This window comes from Streptomyces sp. NPDC005803, assembly GCF_040630435.1.
GTDB lineage: Bacteria > Actinomycetota > Actinomycetes > Streptomycetales > Streptomycetaceae > Streptomyces.
On record NZ_JBEXXO010000009.1, the window covers coordinates 42,951 to 62,980 of the forward strand.

The window sequence follows — 20,030 nt, forward strand, 5'->3', positions numbered from 1 at the left end:
AGAGGACTTCGGGTGAAACAGGTTGTGCAGAACTACAGGAGTGGCGAGCTGGCGCTGCTCGACGTGCCGGCGCCGGGGTGCAAGCCGGGCGGTGTGCTGGTGCGGAGCGCCTACTCGCTGATATCCACCGGGACCGAGCTCATGAAGGTGTCCGAGGCCGGCATGTCGATGCTGGGCAAGGCCCGTTCCCGGCCGGACCAGGTGGCCAAGGTCGTGCAGAGCGTGGCCACCAACGGGGTGCCCGCCACCTACCGCAAGGTGATGGGCAAGCTGGACTCCTACACGCCGCTGGGCTACTCGCTGTGCGGGGTGGTCGAGCAGGTCGGCGCCGGGATCGACGATGTGGCGGTCGGTGACCTCGTGGCCTGCGCCGGCAACGAGCACGCGTTGCACGCCGAGCTGAACTGGGTGCCGAAGAACCTCTACGCCCCGGTGCCGGAGGGTCTCGCGCCACAGCACGCGGCCTTCGGCACCGTCGGGTCGATCGCGCTGCAGGGCGTCCGCCGCGGCGAGTCCCAGCTGGGCGACGTGGCCCTGGTCATCGGCCTCGGGCTGATCGGGCAGCTGGTGGTGCAGCTCCTCACCGCCTCGGGGGTCCGCGTCGTCGGGGTCGATCCCGATCCGGTGCGCTGCGAGCTCGCCGAGCGGCTGGGCGCGGCGGCCTGCGGCGATCCCGCCTCCTCGGCCGTGGAGAACGCCGTCGTCGAACTCACCGGCGGTCACGGCGTGGACCAGGTGTACCTGGCCGCAGGCGGCGACAGCAACCAGCCCGTCGAGCTGGCCGCCCGGCTGAGCAGGGACCGCGGCCGGGTGGTCGACATCGGCAAGTGCCGCCTGGACCTGCCGTGGAACGCGTACTACGAGAAGGAACTCGACGTGCGGTTCTCCCGCTCGTACGGCCCCGGGCGCTACGACCCGGAGTACGAGCTGGAGGGGCGGGACTACCCGATCGGCTACGTGCGCTGGACCGAGCGCCGCAACCTGGCGTGTTTCCTCGATCTCCTGGCCCTCGGCCGCGTCGACGTGGAGCCCCTGGTCTCCCACACCGCCGACTTCGATGACGCCGTCGAGACGTACCGGAGCCTGAAGGACGGCGGTCTGAAGGCGGTGGCGGTGCTGTTCCGGTACCCGGACCACGTGGAGGAGGCGCAGGCCCCGGCGGTGGCCGTGCCCGCCGTGCGGCGCGTCGGCGCGGGGCCCGCCCCGGTCCGGCCGGCCAAGGCGTCGGTGCGGCTGGCGTTCGCCGGCGCTGGAAACTACGCGACGTCCATGCTGCTGCCGCACCTGGCCCAGCGCGACGGCGTCGAGCTGTCCACGGTCGTCACCACGACGGCGCTGTCGGCGGCCAACGCGAAGCGGAAGTTCGGCTTCGCCGAGGCGACCACCGATCTCGACGCCGTGCTCGGCGACCCGTCCATCGACGCGGTGTTCGTGGTCACCCGCCACAGCTCGCACGCCGAACTGACCCGCAGGGCGCTGCTGGCCGGCAAGGCGGTGTTCGTGGAGAAGCCGTTGGCGCTCACCGAGGACGAACTGGCCGGCGTGCTCGCGGCGGTGGAGGAGTCCGGCAACGACCGGCTTCAGGTGGGCTTCAACCGCCGGTTCGCGCCGCTGCTGCAAGAGGCCCGGAAGCGGTTCGGCGCCCGGACCGGGCCCGGGTGCGTCCGCTACCTGGTCAACGCGGGCCGGCTGGAGCACGGCAGCTGGTACCTCCGGCACGGCGAGGGCTCGCGGTTCGCCGGCGAGGGCGGGCACTTCATCGACACGGCGAGCTGGCTGCTGGGGGCCGACCCGGTCTCGGTGTACGCGGTCACCTCGCCCGGCGACGAGGATCTGCAGGTGGTGCTGCGCTACCCGGACGGGTCCACGGCCACCCTCAGCTACGTGACGACCGGCCCGGCCGGCTTCCCCAAGGAGACGCTGGACCTGGTCGCGGACGGCCGTGCGCTGCGGCTCGACGACTTCGTCCGGGCCTCGGTCTACGACGGCCGCAAGCGGTGGAACAGTTCCCGGCTGCCGAGGGCCCGGGACAAGGGCCAGTCCGCCGAACTGGCCGCGTTCATCAAGGCCGTGCGGACGGGCGGGCCGATGCCGGTGCCGCTGGAGTCGCTGGTCGCCACCACGGCGGCCACCCTCGCCGTGCAGGCCGGCCTGGCCGGCGGCGCGCCGGTGACGTTGACGGGAGCGCGATGACCCTCAGCGCGGGCTGGTACCTGCGGCGGCTGTCCCGGATGGGGCCGCGGGAGGTCGGCGGCCGGGTGGGCGACGCGGTGCGCAGGCGGCGGTGGCGGTCGGCGCCGCCCGGCTGCCCGCGCGTGACCGGCGCCCGGTTCACCGCCGTGCTGCCCGCGGGGGCGCTCGGCGCGGTGCCACCCGACGCCGCGAAACGCCTCGTCGCCGAGGCGGACCGGCTGATGGACGGGCACGCCGAGTACTTCGGGGTGGTCCGGGACGACCTTTCCGACCCGGACTGGTCGTACGACCCGAAGACCGGGCGCCGGGCTCCCTGGGGCTACGCCTTCGACGTGCCGTACCGGAACGAGGACGCGGTCGGGGACGTCAAGCAGATCTGGGAGCTGTCCCGGCACCAGTACCTCACCGTGCTCGCCGCCGCCTACGCGCTCACCGGGGACGAGCGGTACGCCGAGCGGGTGGCCGCGCACCTGCGGTCGTGGTGGGCGGCCAACGCGCCGCTGCGCGGCGTGCACTGGATCAGCGGCATCGAGCTGGGGATCCGGCTGCTGTCCTGGGTGTGGATCCGGCGGCTGCTCGACGGCTGGCCGGGCGCGGCCGGGCTGTTCGAGGGCAACCCGGTGGCGCTCCGGCAGATCTGGCACCACCAGCGCTGGCTGGCCGCCTTCCCCAGCCGGGGGTCGTCGGCGAACAACCACGTGATCGCGGAGGCCGCCGGGCAGTTCGCCGCGGCCTGCGCCTTCGGCTGGTTCCCCTCGTCGGCGCGTTGGCAGACCGACGCGCTGCGGTCGCTGGAGAGGCATCTGCGGAGCAACACCTTCGCCTCCGGCCTCAATCGCGAGCTGGCCGGCGAGTACCACGGGCTGGTGCTGGAGCTCGGGCTCGCCGCGCTGGCCGAGGCGGATGCCGCCGGCCTGCCGGTTCCCGCGTCGGTCCGGCTGGTGCTGCTGCGCATGACGGACGCGCTCGCGGCCGTCGTGGACGACCGGCTGCGGCCGCCGCGCCAGGGGGACTCGGACGACGGGCACGGGCTGGTCGTGGACGGGGCGGGCACCGACCGCTGGGGCTCGCTGCTGGCTACCGGGGAGGCCGTGTTCGGGCGGCTCGACTGGTGGCCGGCGGTGACCGGCACCGATGTGCGCACCCCGATGCTGGCCGGACTCATCCGGCCCACCGCACCGCCCGTGTCCCGCCCGGCGAGCCGGCCGTCCCATTTCGCCGACGCGGGCCTGACCGTCCTGCGGGGCCCGGCGGGGATCTGGTGCCGCTGCGACGGTGGTCCGCACGGATTCCTGTCGATCGCCGCGCACGCCCACGCGGACGCGCTGTCCGTGGAGGTCCGGCACGACGGGGTCGATGTGCTCGCCGACCCGGGGACGTTCTGCTACCACGGGCAGCCCGAGTGGCGGCAGTACTTCCGGTCGACCCTCGGCCACAACACCCTGGAGCTGGACGGCGCCGACCAGTCCGTCTCCGGCGGCCCGTTCCTCTGGACCCGGCAGGCCCGCAGCCGCGTCGTGGACGTGGACACGTCCGACGCGGGGGCGGCCCGCTGGTGCGCCGAGCACGACGGTTACCCGCGCTCCACGCACCGCCGCCGGGTGGAGCTGACCGCCGCGAGCCACGAGCTGAGGGTGGTGGACGAGGTGCGCGGTCCGCGCCGGGCCGTACGGATGGCGTTCCACCTCGGCCCGGCGATCACCGCGGACCTGGTGGGGAACCGGGCCGTGCTCACCTGGAGCCGGGACGGCGAGGACCGCTCCGCGGCGCTCGACCTGCCGGGGCAGCTGAGCTGGCAGGCGCATCGCGGCGAGAGCGATCCGCCGCTGGGCTGGTACTCCCCCGGCTTCGGGCGCAAGGAACCGGCCACGACGTTGGTCGGCACCGGCTTCACCGACGGCGCGCAGGGGTTCACCACCGTACTCGGATTCCGCGGCTAGGGGCCTTCGATGGATGTCCGTGGAGGAAGGAGCGCCCGCCGCGCGGCGGCCGGGCAGCGTCGCCGGTGCGTGCTCTCGGCGTGCCGGACGGGATCCCTCGTACGGGGCGTGCTGGGGCTTTCGGCCGGTGCGCAGAGCCTGCGTGCCGGGCGTCGCGACGCCGCGGAGATCCGTCGGAAGTCCCCGGAGCCAGGACGCGTGGGGATCAGGTGGCGGCACTGGGCGTGGCCGGCCGCGCCGGTGGCGCTGGTGCTGCTGGCGGCGACCGGCTGCGAGAGCGCGCCGGAGGTGCGGCCCAAGCCGACCGCCGCGCCGTCCGCGGGCGTGGCCCGGGTGTGTGCCGAGCCCCCGGCCGGGCCGGCGCGGGCGCCGGCGGGCGCGGTGACGGTCGATCCCGGGGTGGCCGGCGACCTGGCCGCGAAGACCAGCAGCAGCCCCCCGCACACCACGTTCTGGCTGCGGCCGGGCACGCACAGGCTCGAGTCGGACCGGTACGCCCAGGTCGTCCCCAAGGAGGGGAACAGCTACCTCGGCGCCCCGGGCGCGGTGCTCGACGGCCGAAAGACCAACCAGTACGCGTTCGGCGGCACCGCCCGCGACGTCACGATCCGCTATCTGACCGTGCAGCGTTTCGTCGCGCCGCACGACGAGGGCGTGGTCAACCATGACTCGGCCGACGGGTGGGTGATCGAGCACGCGACGATCCAGGACAACTCCGGCGCCGGGCTGATGTCCGGCGCCCGCCAGCGGGTCAGCGCCAGTTGCCTGCGCGGCAACGGTCAGTACGGCATGAACGCGTACAAGGGCACCGGCCGTATCGGCGGCCTGGTGGTCGAGGGCAACGAGATCGTGGGCAACAACACCGACGACTGGGAGCGGCGGCGGCCGGGCTGCGGCTGCACCGGAGGCGTCAAGTTCTGGGCCGTCGACGGCGCCGACGTACGCGGCAACTGGGTGCACGACAACCGCGGAGCCGGGTTGTGGGCGGACACCAACAACAACGACTTCCGCATCGAGGACAACGTGCTCGAGGCCAACGACGGTGCCGCGCTGATCTACGAGACCAGTTACAACGCGGTCATCCGGAGGAACACGATCCGGCGGAACAACTGGGTCGAGGGCCGCAGGTACGCCGAGCGCGGCGACACCTTCCCCTTCGCGACCGTCTACCTGTCCGAGTCCGGCGGCGAACCACGGGTCCGCGCCCGCACGGACAAGATCGAGATCTACCGGAACGTGCTGGAGGACAACTGGTCCGGGATCACGTTGTGGGAGAACGCCGACCGGTTCTGCAACAGCCCGGCCAACACCTCGTCCGGTGAGTGCACCCTGCTGGTGAAGGACACCGGCCGCTGCGCACAGCCGGCGATCGCCACCGCACCGCTCTACGCCGACTGCCGGTGGAGGACCCAGCGGGTGGACATCCACGGCAACCGCTTCGTGCTGGACAAGTCCGTCCTCGACTGCACGGCGAAGTGCGACCGCATGGCGGTGCTGGCCAACTACGGCACCTATCCCGACTGGTCGCCGTACCGGGGCGAGCGGGTGGCGGAGGCGATCACCCATGAGCAGCACAACCGCTGGCACGACAACGTCTACGTCGGACCATGGAAGTTCGTCGCCCACGACCCGAGCCGGGTCCTCGACGCCGGGGAGTGGCAGGGCACGCCGTACCGGCAGGACGCGGGCAGCACCTTCCCCGCACGGGAGGGTGGCTGAGATGGACACGGGCCACACGCCGAAGATCGTCGGGACGGCCTGGGGGCTGCTGATCCTCAACACGCTCGGCTCCGCCGGGGCGGAGACCATCATCCCGCTGCCCCGCTCCCTCATCCAGATGGTCACCATGGGCGCGCTGGTCGCCGCGTTCACGCTGGCGCTCGCGGTCAATCCCCGGCTGCGCATCCGGGCCGGCGCCTTCGTGTTCCTGCTGACCCTGCTGCTGGTGTCGAGCGTGCTGTCCAGCGCGGACCTGGCGTCCGGATTCGGCGCGTTGTTCCGCTGCGCCCGGCTGGCTCTCTTCGTCAGCACGCTGTGGCTGCTCAGCCGCTGGTGGGACGGCGGCCTGACGTTCGTCCGGCATCACATCCGGATGTACTTCCTGGTCCTCGGGTCGGTGGCCGTGGGCGCCGCCGTCTCGCCGGGGGCCGCCATGCCCGAGCTCTACGGCGGGCGGCTGGTCGGCGCGCTGTGGCCGCTCACCCCGCCGCAGATCGGGCAGTACGCCGCGGTGATCATCGGGCTCGCCGTGCTGCTCGTCCTGGGCCGCCGGACCGACAGGGGCAGTGCGGCGGTGGTCATCGTCCCGGCACTCGTGCTGCTCGCGCTGACCCATACCCGGACGGCCACGCTCGGTCTGCTCATCGGGCTGGCGTTGGCGATCGCCTCGCTCATCCTGACCAGCGCCGCCGCCCGCCGGTTCTTCGCCTGGACGGTGCTGTGCGCCGCCGTGGCCGCGGTGGCGTTCGGCTCCGCGGTGCAGGCGTGGTTCCTGCGCGGGCAGAGCCAGGAGAACTTCACCAGCCTCACCGGCCGGCAGAAGGTCTGGGACGCCCTGCTGGCAGCGCCCCGGACGCCTTCGGAGTACCTGTTCGGCGCGGGCCTGGGCGACAAGTCGTTCGACGGGCTGCCGATCGACAACAGCTGGCTGGCCGTCTACCAGGAGCAGGGCATGACCGGCGTCGTCCTGGTGGCGGCGATCGTCGTCGTGCTGGGCGGCGTCGCGCTGCTGAGGCCGCCGTCGCTGTCGAGGGCCTGCGCGATCTTCCTGATCAGCTACTGCGCGATCGCGTCCTACACCGAGGCCGGGCTGGGCGACGCCTCCCCCTATCTGCTGCATCTGGCGGTGGCCGCCTCGCTGCTGGCGACCCCGGCCGCGACCGCTCCCCTCGCCACGCCCGAAGCCCCTCGACGACGCGTCCCTCGGTGGGCCCGGAGACCGGAGGTGATCTGAGCATGCACGTGCTCGTGGTGCACAACCGCTACGCATCGGCGCAGCCGAGCGGGGAGAACAAGGTCGTCGACCAGGAGGTGGCGCTGCTGCGCGGCGCAGGCCACCGCGTCGAGTTGTTCGAGCGGCGCAGTGACGACATCGCCGCCCGGTCCCTGCCGGGCAAGGCCGCGCTGCCGCTGCTGGTGCCGTGGAACCCGGCGGTGCGCGCCAAGCTCGCCGCCCGGCTCCGCGCCGAGCGGCCGGACGTGGTGCACGTCCACAACGTCTTCCCGCTCCTGTCGCCGGCGGTGCTGGCCGCGTGCGCCGACGCGGGCGTGCCCGCCGTCGCCACGCTGCACAACTACACCCAGGTCTGCCCGCCCGGCACGTTGCAGCGGGACGGCCGGCCGTGCACCGAGTGCGTCGGGTCCTCGCCCCTGCCCGCCGTCCGGCACGGCTGCTACCGGAACTCCCGGCTGGCGACGGTGCCGCTCGCGGTCAGCCTGTCGGTCAACCGGCGGCGGTGGTGGTCCGGTGTGGAGCGGTTCTTCTGCATCTCCGCGGCCCAGCGCGACGTCCTGGTGGCGGCCGGCATGCCGGCCGAGCGGCTGGCGGTGAAGCACAACTTCGTGCCCGACCCGGGTTCCGGCCGGGCGGGCGCGGGCGAGCATCTGCTCTTTCTCGGCCGGCTCGCGGAGGCCAAGGGCGTGCGGCTGCTGATGGCCGCGTGGGACGAGATCGCCGCTGACGGCGGAGTGGGCGTGCCGCTCGTGATCGCCGGCACGGGGCCCCTGGAGCGCGAGGTGGCCGCCTGGGCGGCGGGCCGGGACGACGTGCGGTACGTCGGCCTGTACGGCCCGGCGGAGTGCCGGCAGGCCCTTGCGCGGTCCGTCGCCGTGGTGGCTCCCTCGACGTGGCTGGAGGCGTTCGGCCTGGTGGTCGTGGAGGCGATGGCGGCGGGGGTCCCGGCCGTCGCCGCCGGTCACGGCGCCTTCGTCGAGCTCGTCGAGGACGGGGTGACCGGGCTGCTGCACCGGCCGGGTGAGGCCGCCTCGCTCGCGTCCTGCCTGCGCCGGATCACGGCCGGGCCGGACAGCAACCGGGAGATGGGCCGGGCGGCCCGGCGCCGTTACGAGCGGGACTTCAGCCCGGCCGTCGGGCTGGAGCGCCTGGTGGACGGGTACCGCACCGCGATCGCGGTGCGGCCCGGCGGCGGGGACGGCCCGCCGCCGGCAGGGGACGAGAACACTGGCCCGCGGCGGGGGCATCCGCGCGGGCGGGATGGGGGCAGCAGATGACACGATGCCGACTCTGTGGCGCGGCGGCGCCGGTGAGCGTCGTCGATCTCGGGGCGACACCGCCGTGCGAGAGTTTCCTCGCCGCGGACCAACTGGACCTGCCGGAGCCGGCGTACCCGCTGCACCTGCGGGTCTGCACCGACTGCTGGCTCGCGCAGATCCCTCCGCTGATCACGCCGGAGGAGACGTTCACGCAGTACGCGTACTTCTCCTCCTACTCGACCTCCTGGGTGGAGCACGCGCGTACGTTCGTCACCGGCGCCGTGGAACGGCTGGGGCTCACCACCGACGCCTTCGTGGTCGAGGTCGCGAGCAACGACGGGTACCTGCTGCGGCACGTGAGGGACCGTGGGATCCGCTGTCTCGGCATCGAGCCCTCGGTGAACGTCGGCGCCGTGGCGCGGGACGCGGGTGTCCCCACGCTCACGGAGTTCCTGGACCCGGCCACCGGCTCGGCCGTCCGCGCCGAGCACGGCCCGGCCGATCTGGTCGTGGCCAACAACGTGTACGCGCACATCCCCGACGTGGTCGGGTTCACCCGGGGGCTGCGGGCCCTGGTCGCCGACGACGGGTGGGTCTCCATCGAGGTGCAGCACCTGCTGACCCTGATCGAGGAGAACCAGTACGACACGATCTACCACGAGCACTTCCAGTACTACACGGTCGCGTCCGCGAGCCGGGCGCTGGCGACCGGCGGACTCGCGCTCGTGGACGTCGAGCTGCTGCCCACGCACGGCGGCTCCATCAGGCTGTGGGCCCGGCCGGCCGAGGTGGCCGGCGAGCCGACCGGGCGGGTGGCCGACGTGCTGGACCGGGAGAAGGCCGCCGGGCTGCAGGAGCTGGCCGGGTACACCGAGTTCTCCGCCCGGGTGGCCAAGGTGCGCCGGGACCTGCTGCGGTTCCTCATCGAGGCGGCCGAGCGCGGCGAGACGGTCGTCGGCTACGGCGCCCCGGGCAAGGGCAACACCCTGCTCAACCACTGCGGCATCCGGCCCGACCTGCTCCCGTACACCGTCGACCGCAACCCCTACAAGCACGGCAGGTTCACGCCGGGCACCCGCATCCCGATCCTGCCGCCCGAGCGGATCGCCGCCGACAAGCCGGACTACGTCCTGGTCCTCCCGTGGAACCTGCGGGCGGAACTGGTCGAGCAACTGTCGTTCGTGCACGCCTGGGGCGGCCGGCTCGTCTTCCCGATACCGGAACTGAGCATTGTCGAGGTCAAGTCATGAAGGTCGTACTGTTCTGCGGCGGCTACGGGCTGCGCATGCGCAGCGGAGCCTCCGACGACGTGCCCAAGCCGATGGCGATGGTCGGGCCGCGGCCGCTGATCTGGCACGTCATGCGCTACTACGCCTACTTCGGGCACACGGAGTTCATCCTCTGCCTCGGGTACGGGGCCGATCACATCAAGAACTTCTTCCTCAACTACGAGGAGACGACGTCCAACGACTTCGTGCTGCGGGGCGGGCGGACCGAGCTGCTGTCCACCGACATCGCGTCCTGGACCATCACGTTCGTGCAGACCGGCATCGAGTCACCGATCGGGGAGCGGCTGCGCCGGGTGCGGCACCACCTGGACGGTGACGAGATGTTCCTCGCCAACTACGCCGACGTGCTCACCGACGCACCGCTGCCGGAGATGATCGACCGGTTCGCGCGGCGCGACGCCGGTGCGTCGATGATGGTGGTGCCGCCGCAGTCCTCGTTCCACTGCGTGGAGCTGGGAGAGGACGGCCTGGTGGGGGGCATCACCGCGGTGAGCGAACTGCCGCTGTGGGAGAACGGCGGCTACTTCGTGCTCCGCCAGGAGGTCTTCGACCACATCCCGGAGAACGGGGACCTGGTCGCCGACGGATGCGCCCAACTGGCCAAGCAGGGGCGGCTGGTGGCTCACCAGCACCGTGGTTTCTGGAAGCCGACCGACACCGTCAAGGAGCGGGCCGCGCTCGACGACGCCTACGCCCGGGGCGACCGCCCGTGGGCCGTGTGGGAACGGGGCGGCGCGGGGGCGGCCGCCGGGGTGAGGACCGCGTGATCCGGCTCGGGGCGGGGCGCCTGGACCGGCTGGCCGCGGTGGGCGCGCACTGCGACGACATCGCCATCGGCGCCGGCGGCACGCTGCTGACGCTGTGCCTCGCGCGCCCGGGCATCCGCGTCGACGCGCTGGTGCTCTCCGGCGGTGGCGGCGAGCGGGAGCGGGAGGAACAGGCCGCGCTGGCCGCCTTCTGCCCCGGCGCCGACCTCCGGCTGACCGTGCTCAAGCTGCCGGACGGCCGGCTGCCGACGCACTGGGACGAGGCCAAGGCCGCGGTAGAGGAGCTGCGCGAGCGGACCGACCCGGATCTCGTGCTGGCCCCGCGCACCGATGACGCGCACCAGGACCACCACGGCCTGGCGCGGCTGATACCCACCGCGTTCCGCGACCATCTCGTGCTCGGCTACGAGATCGTCAAGTGGGACGGCGATCTGGGCCGTCCGGCGGCGTACCAGCCGCTGTCGCCGGAGATCGCCGAACGCAAGGTGCGGCTGCTCCAGGAGCACTACCCCTCGCAGCGGCACCGGCCCTGGTACGACCGGGAGGCCTTCCTCGGGCTGGCCCGGATCCGTGGCATCGAATGCCACGCGCGCTACGCCGAGGCGTTCGCCGTCAACAAACTCACTCTCGATCTGGGGGAATGAACCTTGCGCGTACTGCTGACCGGACACCAGGGCTACCTGGGCACCGTGATGGCCCCGGTCCTCGCGGCCGCCGGGCACGAGGTCGTCGGTCTCGACGCCGGCCTGTTCGCCGACTGCGTCCTCGGCCCGCCGCCCGTGGATCCGCCCGGCCCGCGGGTCGACCTGCGCGACGTCACCGCCGCGCACGTGGCCGGGGTGGACGCCGTGATCCACCTGGCGGCGCTGTCCAACGACCCGTTGGGCTCGCTGGCGCCGGAGCTCACCTACGACATCAACCACCACGCGTCGGTGCGGCTGGCCCGGCTGGCCCGCGACGCCGGGACACGACGCTTCCTGTACGCGTCGACCTGCTCGGTCTACGGCGCCGCCGGCGGCGACGACCTGGTCGGCGAGGACGCCCCGCTGCGCCCGGTGACGCCGTACGCGGAGTCCAAGGTGCGGGTGGAGGACGACCTGCACGCGCTGTCCGACGGCGACTTCACCCCGGTGTTCATGCGCAACGCCACCGCCTTCGGCTACTCACCCCGGCTGCGCGCCGACATCGTGCTGAACAACCTGGTGGGACACGCCCTGCTGTCCGGCGAGGTCCTCGTGCTCTCCGACGGCACCCCGTGGCGCCCGCTGGTGCACGCCGCCGACATCGCACGGGCCTTCACGGCCGCGCTGGACGCGCCGCGGGAAGCGGTGCACGACCGGGCGTTCAACATCGGCAGCGAGATCAACAACGTCACGGTCGCCGAGATCGCCGGGCAGGTCGCCGAGGCGGTGTCCGGCTCGCGGGTGGTGATCACCGGGGAGACCGGGGCCGATCCGCGGTCGTACCGGGTGGACTTCTCCCGGTTCCGCGCCGCGGTGCCCGGATTCGACTGCGAGTGGACCGTGAAGCAGGGCGCGCTCGAACTCGCCGACGCCTACCGGAAACACGGGCTGACCCGGGAGGACTTCGAGCGCCGCTTCACCCGGCTGGCCGTGCTGCGCGCGGCGTCCGAGGCCGGCGCCGTCGACGACACCCTGCGGTGGCGCCGGTGAGCGCGCGGGACGGGAAGAGCACCGGCGAGCAGATGCACGCGCTGGTGGAGCGGCTGTATCCGCTGTGCCGGAGCATCACCGGCGACGGTGTGCGCGCCACCTTGGACATCGTCGGCGAGTACGTCCCGCTGCGGGTGCACGAGGTGCCGACCGGCACGCAGGTGCTCGACTGGACCGTGCCGCAGGAGTGGAACATCAAGGACGCGTACGTCGCCGACGCCGCCGGCCACCGGGTGGTGGACTTCGCCGCGTCGAGCCTGCACGTGCTCGGCTACAGCGTGCCGGTGTCGGCGACCATGCCGCTGGCCGAACTCCGGCCGCACCTGCACACCTTGCCGGACCACCCGTCCTGGGTCCCGTACCGCACCAGCTACTACAAGCCGGAGTGGGGGTTCTGCCTGGCGCAGGAGACCCTGGACGCGATGCCGGACGGTGAGTACGAGGTGCGCGTCGACTCCACACTCGCCGACGGCCACCTCACCTACGCCGAGCACGTGGTCCCCGGGCAGGTGAGCGACGAGGTGATCGTCTCCTGCCACGTCTGCCACCCGTCGCTGGCCAACGACAACCTGGCCGGCATCGCGGTGGCCACGTTCCTCGCCCGGGCGCTGGCGGAGCGGACGCCGTACTACACCTACCGGTTCCTGTTCGCGCCCGGCACCATCGGGGCGATCACCTGGCTGGCCCGCAACCGGGAGCGGCTGGAGCAGGTCCGGCACGGGCTGGTGCTGGCCTGCGCCGGGGACCCGGGCCGGCTGACGTACAAGCAGAGCAGGCGCGGCGACGCGGAGATCGACCGGGTGATGCGGCACGTGCTGGCCACCTCGCAACGCCCGCACCACGTCGCCGAGTTCACTCCGTACGGCTACGACGAGCGGCAGTTCTGTTCGCCCGGGTTCGACCTCGGCGTCGGCTCGCTCAGCCGGACCCCGTACGCCGGCTACCCCGAGTACCACACCTCGGCGGACAACCCGGACTTCGTCTCCCCCGAGGCGATGGCGGACACGCTCGCCGTCTGCCGGGAGGCGTTCGCCCTCCTCGACCGCAACCGGCGATACGTCAACCTCAGCCCTTACGGCGAACCACAGTTGGGGCGGCGCGGGCTGTACGACGCGCTCGGCGGCCGCAGTGACGCCCAGCAGGCCCAGATGGCCATGCTCTGGGTGCTCAGCCTCTCCGACGGCGAACACAGTCTGCTGGACGTGGCCGAGCGGTCGGGGCTGCCGTTCGACACCGTGGCCGTCGCGGCCGACGCCCTGCACGGCGCCGGGCTGATCAAGGCATGACGCGATGACCACCGGGAGCGAGAAGACGACGGCCCCCGCCGGCCGGGCCGCGCCCGGCCGGCGGGCCGTCGTCGGCCGGCTGTCCTGGGGACTGGCCGACCAGGCGGCCTCCAGCCTGTCCAACTTCGTGGTGGGCATCTACGTGGCGCGCTCGCTGGGGCTGACCGCCTTCGGCGTGTTCAGCCTGGCCTGGGTGACCTACGGCGTGGTGCTCAGCGTCTCCCGCGGGCTGGCCACCGACCCGCTCGTGGTGCGCTTCAGCGGCGTCGCGGAAGCGTCCTGGCGCGGGGCGGTCGCCCGGTCGTCGGGTACCGCGCTCGGCGTCGGCGCCGTCATCGGCGCGACGTGCCTGGTGGCGGGGCTGTGTCTGGGCGGCCGTGTGGGGCCGGCGTTCGCCGGCCTCGGAGTCATGCTGCCGGGGCTGTTGCTGCAGGACGCCTGGCGGTACTCCTTCTTCGCCGCCGGCAACGGTCGCAAGGCGTTCGTGAACGACGTCGTGTGGGGCGTCGCGCTGGTCCCGGCCATGGTGGTGGCGGCCCGCGTGGGCAGCGTGACCGCCTTCGTGCTCGCCTGGGGCGGGTCCGCCACGGTGGCCGCGCTGTACGGCTGCTTCCAGTCCGGCATCCGTCCCCGGCTGACGGGTGCGCGCGAGTGGCTGCGCGACCACCTCGACCTCGGCTCCCGGTACCTGGTCGAGAACGTCGGCGTCAGCGGCGCGAGCCAGCTGCGGGCGTACGGGCTCGGCGCGATCGTCGGGGTCGGCGCGGTGGGCGTGGTCCGGGGCGCCGAGCTCCTGCTCGGCCCGTTCCTCGCCGTGCTGATGGGGCTGTCGTTGGTCACCGTCGCGGAGGCGGCACGGGTGGTGCGGCAGGCCCCGCACCGGCTGGGTCCGTTCTGCCTCCTGCTGGGCGGCGGGCAGGCCGTCGCCGCGCTGCTCTGGGGCGCGGCGCTGCTGCTGATGCCGGACCGGCTCGGCGAGCTCGTTCTCGGTGACGTCTGGAGCTCCGCTTCGGCGCTCATCGTGCCGGTCACGCTCGGCGTCGCGGGCGCCGGCCTCGGCACCGGTGCGGCGGCCGGGCTGCGCGCGCTCGCCGCGGCCCGGCGCAGCCTGCGCTGCCAGTTGTTCGCCTCCGCCTGTTACGTGAGCGGCGGGCTCGGCGGGGCCGTCGCGGCCGGAACGGTCGGCTCGGCCTGGGGCGTCGCCTCCGCGGCCGCCTGCGGCTCGGCCGTGTGGTGGCTGCAGCTGCGGTCCGCCCTGCGCGAGCGGAACCACCCCATCATCTCCGAAGAGAGGACGCCATGACCGCGCATCCCCGGTTGAGCATCGGCCTGCCCGTGTACAACGGCGAGGAGTACCTCGCCGAGGCGCTCGACGCCCTGCTCGGCCAGACCTACGAGGACTTCGAGCTGGTCATCTCCGACAACGCCTCGACCGACGGGACCCAGGACATCTGCCGCCGGTACGCCGCGCGGGACGCGCGCATCCGCTACATCCGGCTGCCCCGGAACATCGGCGCCGCGCCCAACCACAACTACGTGTTCACCGAGTGCCGGGGCGAGCTGTTCAAGTGGGCCTCGCACGACGACCTGTACGCCCGGGACCTGCTGCGGCGCTGCGTGTCGGCGCTCGACGAGCGGCCGGACGTGATCCTCGCGCACAGCGGCCAGGCGGTCATCGACGGCGACGGCCGGGTGAAGGTCCCGTACGCGTACGGGCTCTCCACCGACTCGCCGCACGCGCCGGAGCGCTTTCGCAGTCTGCTGTTCGAGCCCGGTGGCGACGACTTCTACGGGGTGATGCGGGCCGACGTGCTGCGCCGGGTGAAGCCGCACGACAGCTACCACCACGCGGACCGCACCTTCGTCGCCGAGATCACCCTGCACGGCCCGTTCCACCAGGTGCCGGAGCTGCTGTACTTCCGCCGTGACCACCCCACCCGCGCCGAGCGGGCGAATCCGTCCAAGCGCTCCCGGTGCGTCAATCTGGACCCGCGCCGGGCGGGCCCGCTGCACCCGACGCCCCGGCTGCTCGCGGAGTACGTCTGGGGCTTCGTCGCCGCGGTCCGGCGGGCGCCGCTGTCCCCGGCCGACCGGCGCGCGTGCTACCGCCACCTGGCCGGGTGGATGACCAGCCGGGCCCGCCCGGGCGCCGGTGAGCGGGTCGAGGACCGCGCCCCGGTCGGCCCGGGCGGGTCCACCGTCTCCGTCGACGCCCTCGTCGCCGGCCGTGAGGGGAGGCAGGCATGACGTCCTCGTACGGGACCCCGGTGCGCGTCGGGGTGTTCGGCCTGCTCGGCGCGGGCAACGTCGGCAACGACGGGTCGCTCGAAGCCGTGCTCGGGTACCTGCGCGCCGAGCACCCGAAGGCGGTCGTGGACGCGCTGTGCGGCGGACCCGAGGTCGTCCGGACCCGGTACGGGATCCCCGCGACCCGGCTGAACTGGTACCGCGGGGAGTACCGGACCGCGTCCCGGGCGGGCGCGATCGCGGGCAAGGGCCTGGGCAAGCTCGTCGACGTCGTCCGCACCGCCGCCTGGGTGCGCCGGCACGACGTGGTGATCGTGCCGGGCACGGGCGTTTTGGAGACCACGCTGCCCCTGCGGCCGTGGGGCTTCCCGTACTCGCTGTTCCTGCTCTGCGCGATGGGCCGGGTGTTCGGCGCCCGCGTCGCGCTCGTCAGCGTCGGCGCCGCCGCGATCGGCAACCGGCCGACCCGGGTCCTGACGCGCTGGTCGACGCGGCTGGCCGCGTACCGGTCGTACCGGGACGACCAGTCCCGCGACGCGATGCGGGCGATGGGCGTGGACACCGCCCGCGACGAGGTCTACACGGACCTCGTGTTCGCCCTGCCGGCGCCGCCGGCGAGCGCGCCGTCGGGCTCGCCTGGCCTGGTCTGCGTCGGCGTCATGGATTTCCACGGCAGCAACGACGAGCGGGCCAGGGCCGAGGAGATCCACCGGCGCTACCTCGACGGGACGACCCGTTTCGTCCGCGCGCTGGTCGAGGACGGCAGGCCCGTCCGGCTCCTCACCGGCGACGAGCTCGACCGGCCGGTGGTCGACGCCGTCCTCGAAGCGGTGGACTCGCCGCTGGTAACCGCCGCCGAGACGGCCTCCCTGGCCGACCTGATGAAGGAGATGGCGGCTGCCGACACGGTCGTGGCGACCCGCTACCACAACCTGGTCTGCGCGCTGAAGGCCGGCACGCCGACGCTCGCACTCAGCTACTCGGCGAAGAGCGACGTCCTCATGGCGGAGATGGGTCTCGACGCGTACTGCCACGCGGCCCGCGAGGTCGACGCCGACCGGCTGCTGGAGCAGTTCCGGTCGCTGGAGCGGCGGTCGCAGGAGCTGAGGCGGACCCTCTCCGAGCGGAACCTGGTCATCACGCGCCGCGTCCAGCAGCAGTTCGCCGCCTTGACCGAGGCGCTGTTCCCCACGCCCGACCACGCCCCCACCCGGCAGGAGACTCCATGAAAGCGACCGAAGTCCCGGAGATCGCCGGCGCGTACCTGTTCGAGCCGACACCGTACGCCGACGAGCGCGGCTTCTTCTGCCGCACCTTCGACGCCGACGTGGTCCGCTCGGTGGGCCTCGACCCGGACGCCTTCGTCCAGGACAGCCTGTCCCGCTCGGTCCGGGGCGTGCTGCGCGGCCTGCACCTGCGTTCCGGCGCCGGCGAGGCCAAGCTGGTGCGGTGTTCGTACGGGCAGATCTTCGACGTCGTCGTGGACCTGCGGGCGGACTCGCCGACGTACCTCGAACGCGCCTTCTTCGAGCTGTCCGACGAGACGCAGGCGACCCTCTACATCCCGGCGGGGTGCGCGCACGGCTTCCAGGCGCTGTCCGAGACCGCCGACACCTCGTACCGCATCGACCGCCCGCACGATCCGGCCGAGGACGTGACGATCGCCTTCGACGACCCGGAACTCGCCATCCCGTGGCCGCTCCCGGTCACCTCGGCCTCCGCCCGGGACCACAAGGCCCCGAGTCTCGCCGAGGTCCTGCGACAGAGGAAGGGCTGAGGCCGGCGTGGACACGAAAGAGCCCGGAGCGTACGCAGGTGAGCCCGGCGTGGACACCGCAGAGCCCGAAGAGTACGTCCTGCCCCGGTCGCGGCTGGCGAACGAGCGGCTGCACGCCCTGATCCCCGGGGGTGCGCACACCTACGCCAAGGGTGACGACCAGTACCCCGAGAACCTGGCCCCGGTCATCAGCCACGGCCGCGGGGCCCACGTGTGGGACGTCGACGGCAACCGTTACGTCGAGTACGGCTCCGGCCTGCGCTCGGTCAGCCTCGGCCACGCCCATCCCCGTGTGATCGAGGCGGTGCGGCGGGAGCTCGGCCGCGGCAGCAACTTCGTCCGGCCGTCCATCGTCGAGGTCGAAGCGGCGGAACGCTTCCTGGCCACGGTGCCGACCGCCGAGATGGTGAAGTTCGCCAAGAACGGCTCCGACGCGACCACCGCCGCGGTGCGCCTGGCCCGCGCCGCCACCGGGCGGGCGCGGGTGGCCGTCTGCGCCGACCATCCGTTCTTCTCCGTCGACGACTGGTTCATCGGCACCACGCCGATGTCCGCCGGCATCCCGGCGGCGGCCACCGAGCTCACCGTGGCGTTCCCGTACGGAGACCTGGCCGCCACGGAGGAGCTGCTCACCCGGTACGCGGACGAGGTCGCCTGCCTGATCCTGGAACCCGCCACCCACACCGAGCCGCCGCCCGGCTACCTCGCCGGCCTGCGCGAGCTGGCCGACCGGCACGGCTGCGTTCTGATCTTCGATGAGATGATCACCGGTTTCCGCTGGTCCGAGGCGGGCGCCCAGGGCCTGTACGGAGTCGTGCCCGACCTCTCCACGTTCGGCAAGGCGCTGGGCAACGGGTTCGCCGTCGCCGCGCTGGCCGGGCGCCGCGCTCTGATGGAGCGGGGCGGGCTGCGTCATCCCGGCGACCGGGTGTTCCTGCTGTCCACCACGCACGGTGCGGAGACGCACTCCCTGGCAGCCGCGATGGCCGTGCTCACCACCTACGTCGAAGAGGGCGTCACCGCACGGCTGCACACCCTCGGCGAGCGGCTGGCCGCCGGTGTCCGCGCGGCCGCGGCCGACGCGGGCGTCGGTGACCACATCGTCGTCCGGGGCCGGGCCAGCAACCTGGTCTACGCCACCCTCGACGAGAACCGGCAGCCGTCGCAGCCGTACCGCACCCTGTTCCTGCACCAACTCCTCGCGGGCGGGGTGCTGGCCCCGTCGTTCGTGGTGAGCAGTGCGCTCGGCGACGCCGACATCGATCACACCGTCGACGTGGTGGCCCAGGCGTGTGCGGTGTACCGGAAGGCGCTGGACGCCGCCGACCCCACCCCTTGGCTGACCGGACGCCCGGTGAGACCCGTGTTCCGCCGTCGCGCCTGACGCAGGGTCAGACACGTTGCCGGCGGCCGGGGTCGGCCGTGCGGCCGGGCAGCCGGCCGGCCGTCCGGTCGACCAGCCACGCGGTCGTCGGCACCACCGCCAGCGCGGTGCACCAGCCGCCCAGGACATCGGTCGGGTAGTGCGCGCCCAGGAGGACCTGCGCCCAGCCCATGGCGGCGCCGGCCACCAGCGACGCGCCGAGCACGAGCGCCGTACCCGCCGCTCTGCCGAGGCCGAGGCGGCCGGTCGCGAGCAGCGCCGCCACGAGCGCGAGCCCGGTGGCGAAGGCGGTGTGCCCGCTGGGGTAGGACAGGTTCCCGTCGTGGATGGTGCGTCCCACCACGTGCTTGAGCAGCGTCGTCGTCCCCACGGGGACGCCGACGCCGGCGACGACGAGCACCGCCGCGCGAGGACGCCGAAGCAGCAGGCAGGCCGTCACGGCGGCCACGACCAGCGTCGCCGCTCCCGCGGGCTCCCCCAGGAAGTCCGTGGCGAGGGCGGCGTACCGCCATGGCTGCCCGGCACCGTCCACCGCCGCCCCGATCCGCGCGTCCACCACGCCGGGCTCGCTGTCGTGGGCGTGGAGCACCCCGAGCACGGCGACGACGAGCGCGGCGAGCGCGGCGATCAGAGCGAGCCGTACACGCAGCGACGGGGGCAGCACCTCGGGCGCCGGCCGGCCGGTCACAGGGCCCCCGCGTCCGCTCGGCGTACCCCGGCTCCCGCCGGCGGGCCAGAGACGGCCTCCTCGCGTCCGCCGCCGCCCGGGCCGGTGCGCGTACGCACCGCCCACCGCCCACGAGCGCAGTCCATCCGGCGGATACGACGCACCTCCCCCATCCCCCACACCCATCCGTCGGAGCGGACGCCGTGTCACCTGGCGCTCCCGCGATCCGGCGACGCCGTGAACCGGCCGCTGGTCACGGCCGGGCCGGAAGTGCCGGCCGTACGGGCCGCGCGCTGCCGCAGCCATCGGCGCGTACGGGCCCCAACTCGTCTGCCGGCAGCCGCCCTTGCCCGCCACCCTAACCAACAACGCGCCGCGCCACACCGCCGTCGGAAGTCCGCGCGCCCACGAGGGAGGAAGCCCTGCCGCGCTCCTGAGCCCGCGGACGGCGACCGGTTCCGTCGTCAGCACCGCATCGGACGAGCAGCGCGCCGTCCGGAAGCATGACGGGATGGCGACATCCCTCACCGACACCGCCCATTTGCCCCATACTTGCGGCAACGCGTGTGCTGCCGGCGCAAGGGGGGCGAGGGCT

At 73.3% G+C, this 20,030-nt stretch carries 16 protein-coding genes; 15 read left to right on the forward strand and 1 reads right to left on the reverse strand.

Features of this window, described 5'->3' with window-relative positions:
- The first annotated feature begins 12 nt into the window (after nt 1-12).
- The 15 genes from ABZ454_RS14850 (at nt 13) to ABZ454_RS14920 (ending at nt 18,768) form a co-directional block, all read left to right on the forward strand.
- Nucleotides 13-2,193: a bi-domain-containing oxidoreductase gene (locus ABZ454_RS14850; protein WP_359538117.1), complete on the forward strand. Its 2,181-nt coding sequence runs from the start codon at nt 13-15 to the stop codon at nt 2,191-2,193.
- On the forward strand, nt 2,190-4,133 hold the full coding sequence (locus tag ABZ454_RS14855) for an alginate lyase family protein (RefSeq protein ID WP_359538118.1): 1,944 nt from the start codon (nt 2,190-2,192) through the stop codon (nt 4,131-4,133). Before ABZ454_RS14850 ends, ABZ454_RS14855 begins: the two co-directional genes overlap by 4 nt.
- Nucleotides 4,134-4,331: 198 nt before the next feature.
- On the forward strand, nt 4,332-5,852 hold the full coding sequence (locus ABZ454_RS14860; protein WP_359538120.1) for a right-handed parallel beta-helix repeat-containing protein: 1,521 nt from the start codon (nt 4,332-4,334) through the stop codon (nt 5,850-5,852).
- Nucleotide 5,853: 1 nt separating this feature from the next.
- Nucleotides 5,854-7,086, forward strand: a complete 1,233-nt coding sequence (locus ABZ454_RS14865) for an O-antigen ligase domain-containing protein (protein ID WP_359538122.1) — start codon at nt 5,854-5,856, stop codon at nt 7,084-7,086.
- A gap of 2 nt (nt 7,087-7,088) precedes the next feature.
- Nucleotides 7,089-8,363 (forward strand): glycosyltransferase, encoded by a 1,275-nt coding sequence (locus ABZ454_RS14870; protein WP_359538124.1) that lies wholly within the window; start codon nt 7,089-7,091, stop codon nt 8,361-8,363.
- Nucleotides 8,360-9,595, forward strand: a complete 1,236-nt coding sequence (locus tag ABZ454_RS14875; protein ID WP_359538126.1) for a class I SAM-dependent methyltransferase — start codon at nt 8,360-8,362, stop codon at nt 9,593-9,595. Before ABZ454_RS14870 ends, ABZ454_RS14875 begins: the two co-directional genes overlap by 4 nt.
- A complete protein-coding gene (locus ABZ454_RS14880) occupies nt 9,592-10,401 on the forward strand; it encodes a glucose-1-phosphate cytidylyltransferase (protein ID WP_359538128.1) in 810 nt (269 codons plus the stop codon). The genes ABZ454_RS14875 and ABZ454_RS14880 overlap by 4 nt, the downstream gene beginning before the upstream one ends.
- Nucleotides 10,398-11,045, forward strand: coding sequence for a PIG-L family deacetylase (locus ABZ454_RS14885; protein ID WP_359538130.1), 648 nt, complete (start codon nt 10,398-10,400; stop codon nt 11,043-11,045). Before ABZ454_RS14880 ends, ABZ454_RS14885 begins: the two co-directional genes overlap by 4 nt.
- Before the next feature lie 3 nt (nt 11,046-11,048).
- Nucleotides 11,049-12,074 carry an SDR family oxidoreductase gene (locus tag ABZ454_RS14890; protein WP_359538132.1) on the forward strand — a complete coding sequence of 342 codons (1,026 nt, stop codon included), beginning with the start codon at nt 11,049-11,051 and terminating at the stop codon, nt 12,072-12,074.
- Nucleotides 12,062-13,360, forward strand: coding sequence for a DUF4910 domain-containing protein (locus ABZ454_RS14895; RefSeq protein ID WP_356321608.1), 1,299 nt, complete (start codon nt 12,062-12,064; stop codon nt 13,358-13,360). Before ABZ454_RS14890 ends, ABZ454_RS14895 begins: the two co-directional genes overlap by 13 nt.
- 4 nt (nt 13,361-13,364) lie before the next feature.
- Complete coding sequence (locus tag ABZ454_RS14900; protein ID WP_359538134.1) at nt 13,365-14,663, forward strand: hypothetical protein; 1,299 nt, start codon at nt 13,365-13,367, stop codon at nt 14,661-14,663.
- Nucleotides 14,660-15,607: a glycosyltransferase family 2 protein gene (locus ABZ454_RS14905; RefSeq protein WP_359538136.1), complete on the forward strand. Its 948-nt coding sequence runs from the start codon at nt 14,660-14,662 to the stop codon at nt 15,605-15,607. Before ABZ454_RS14900 ends, ABZ454_RS14905 begins: the two co-directional genes overlap by 4 nt.
- Nucleotides 15,604-16,836, forward strand: a complete 1,233-nt coding sequence (locus tag ABZ454_RS14910; protein WP_359538138.1) for a polysaccharide pyruvyl transferase family protein — start codon at nt 15,604-15,606, stop codon at nt 16,834-16,836. Before ABZ454_RS14905 ends, ABZ454_RS14910 begins: the two co-directional genes overlap by 4 nt.
- Nucleotides 16,833-17,384 (forward strand): dTDP-4-dehydrorhamnose 3,5-epimerase, encoded by a 552-nt coding sequence (rfbC, locus tag ABZ454_RS14915; RefSeq protein ID WP_359538140.1) that lies wholly within the window; start codon nt 16,833-16,835, stop codon nt 17,382-17,384. Before ABZ454_RS14910 ends, rfbC begins: the two co-directional genes overlap by 4 nt.
- A gap of 49 nt (nt 17,385-17,433) precedes the next feature.
- Nucleotides 17,434-18,768, forward strand: coding sequence for a glutamate-1-semialdehyde 2,1-aminomutase (locus ABZ454_RS14920; protein ID WP_359538142.1), 1,335 nt, complete (start codon nt 17,434-17,436; stop codon nt 18,766-18,768).
- A 7-nt stretch (nt 18,769-18,775) separates the two neighbouring features.
- Here ABZ454_RS14920 and ABZ454_RS14925 read toward each other — a convergent pair whose 3' ends face one another.
- On the reverse strand, nt 18,776-19,456 hold the full coding sequence (locus ABZ454_RS14925) for a phosphatase PAP2 family protein (RefSeq protein WP_359538143.1): 681 nt from the start codon (nt 19,454-19,456) through the stop codon (nt 18,776-18,778).
- Nucleotides 19,457-20,030 lie beyond the last annotated feature (574 nt).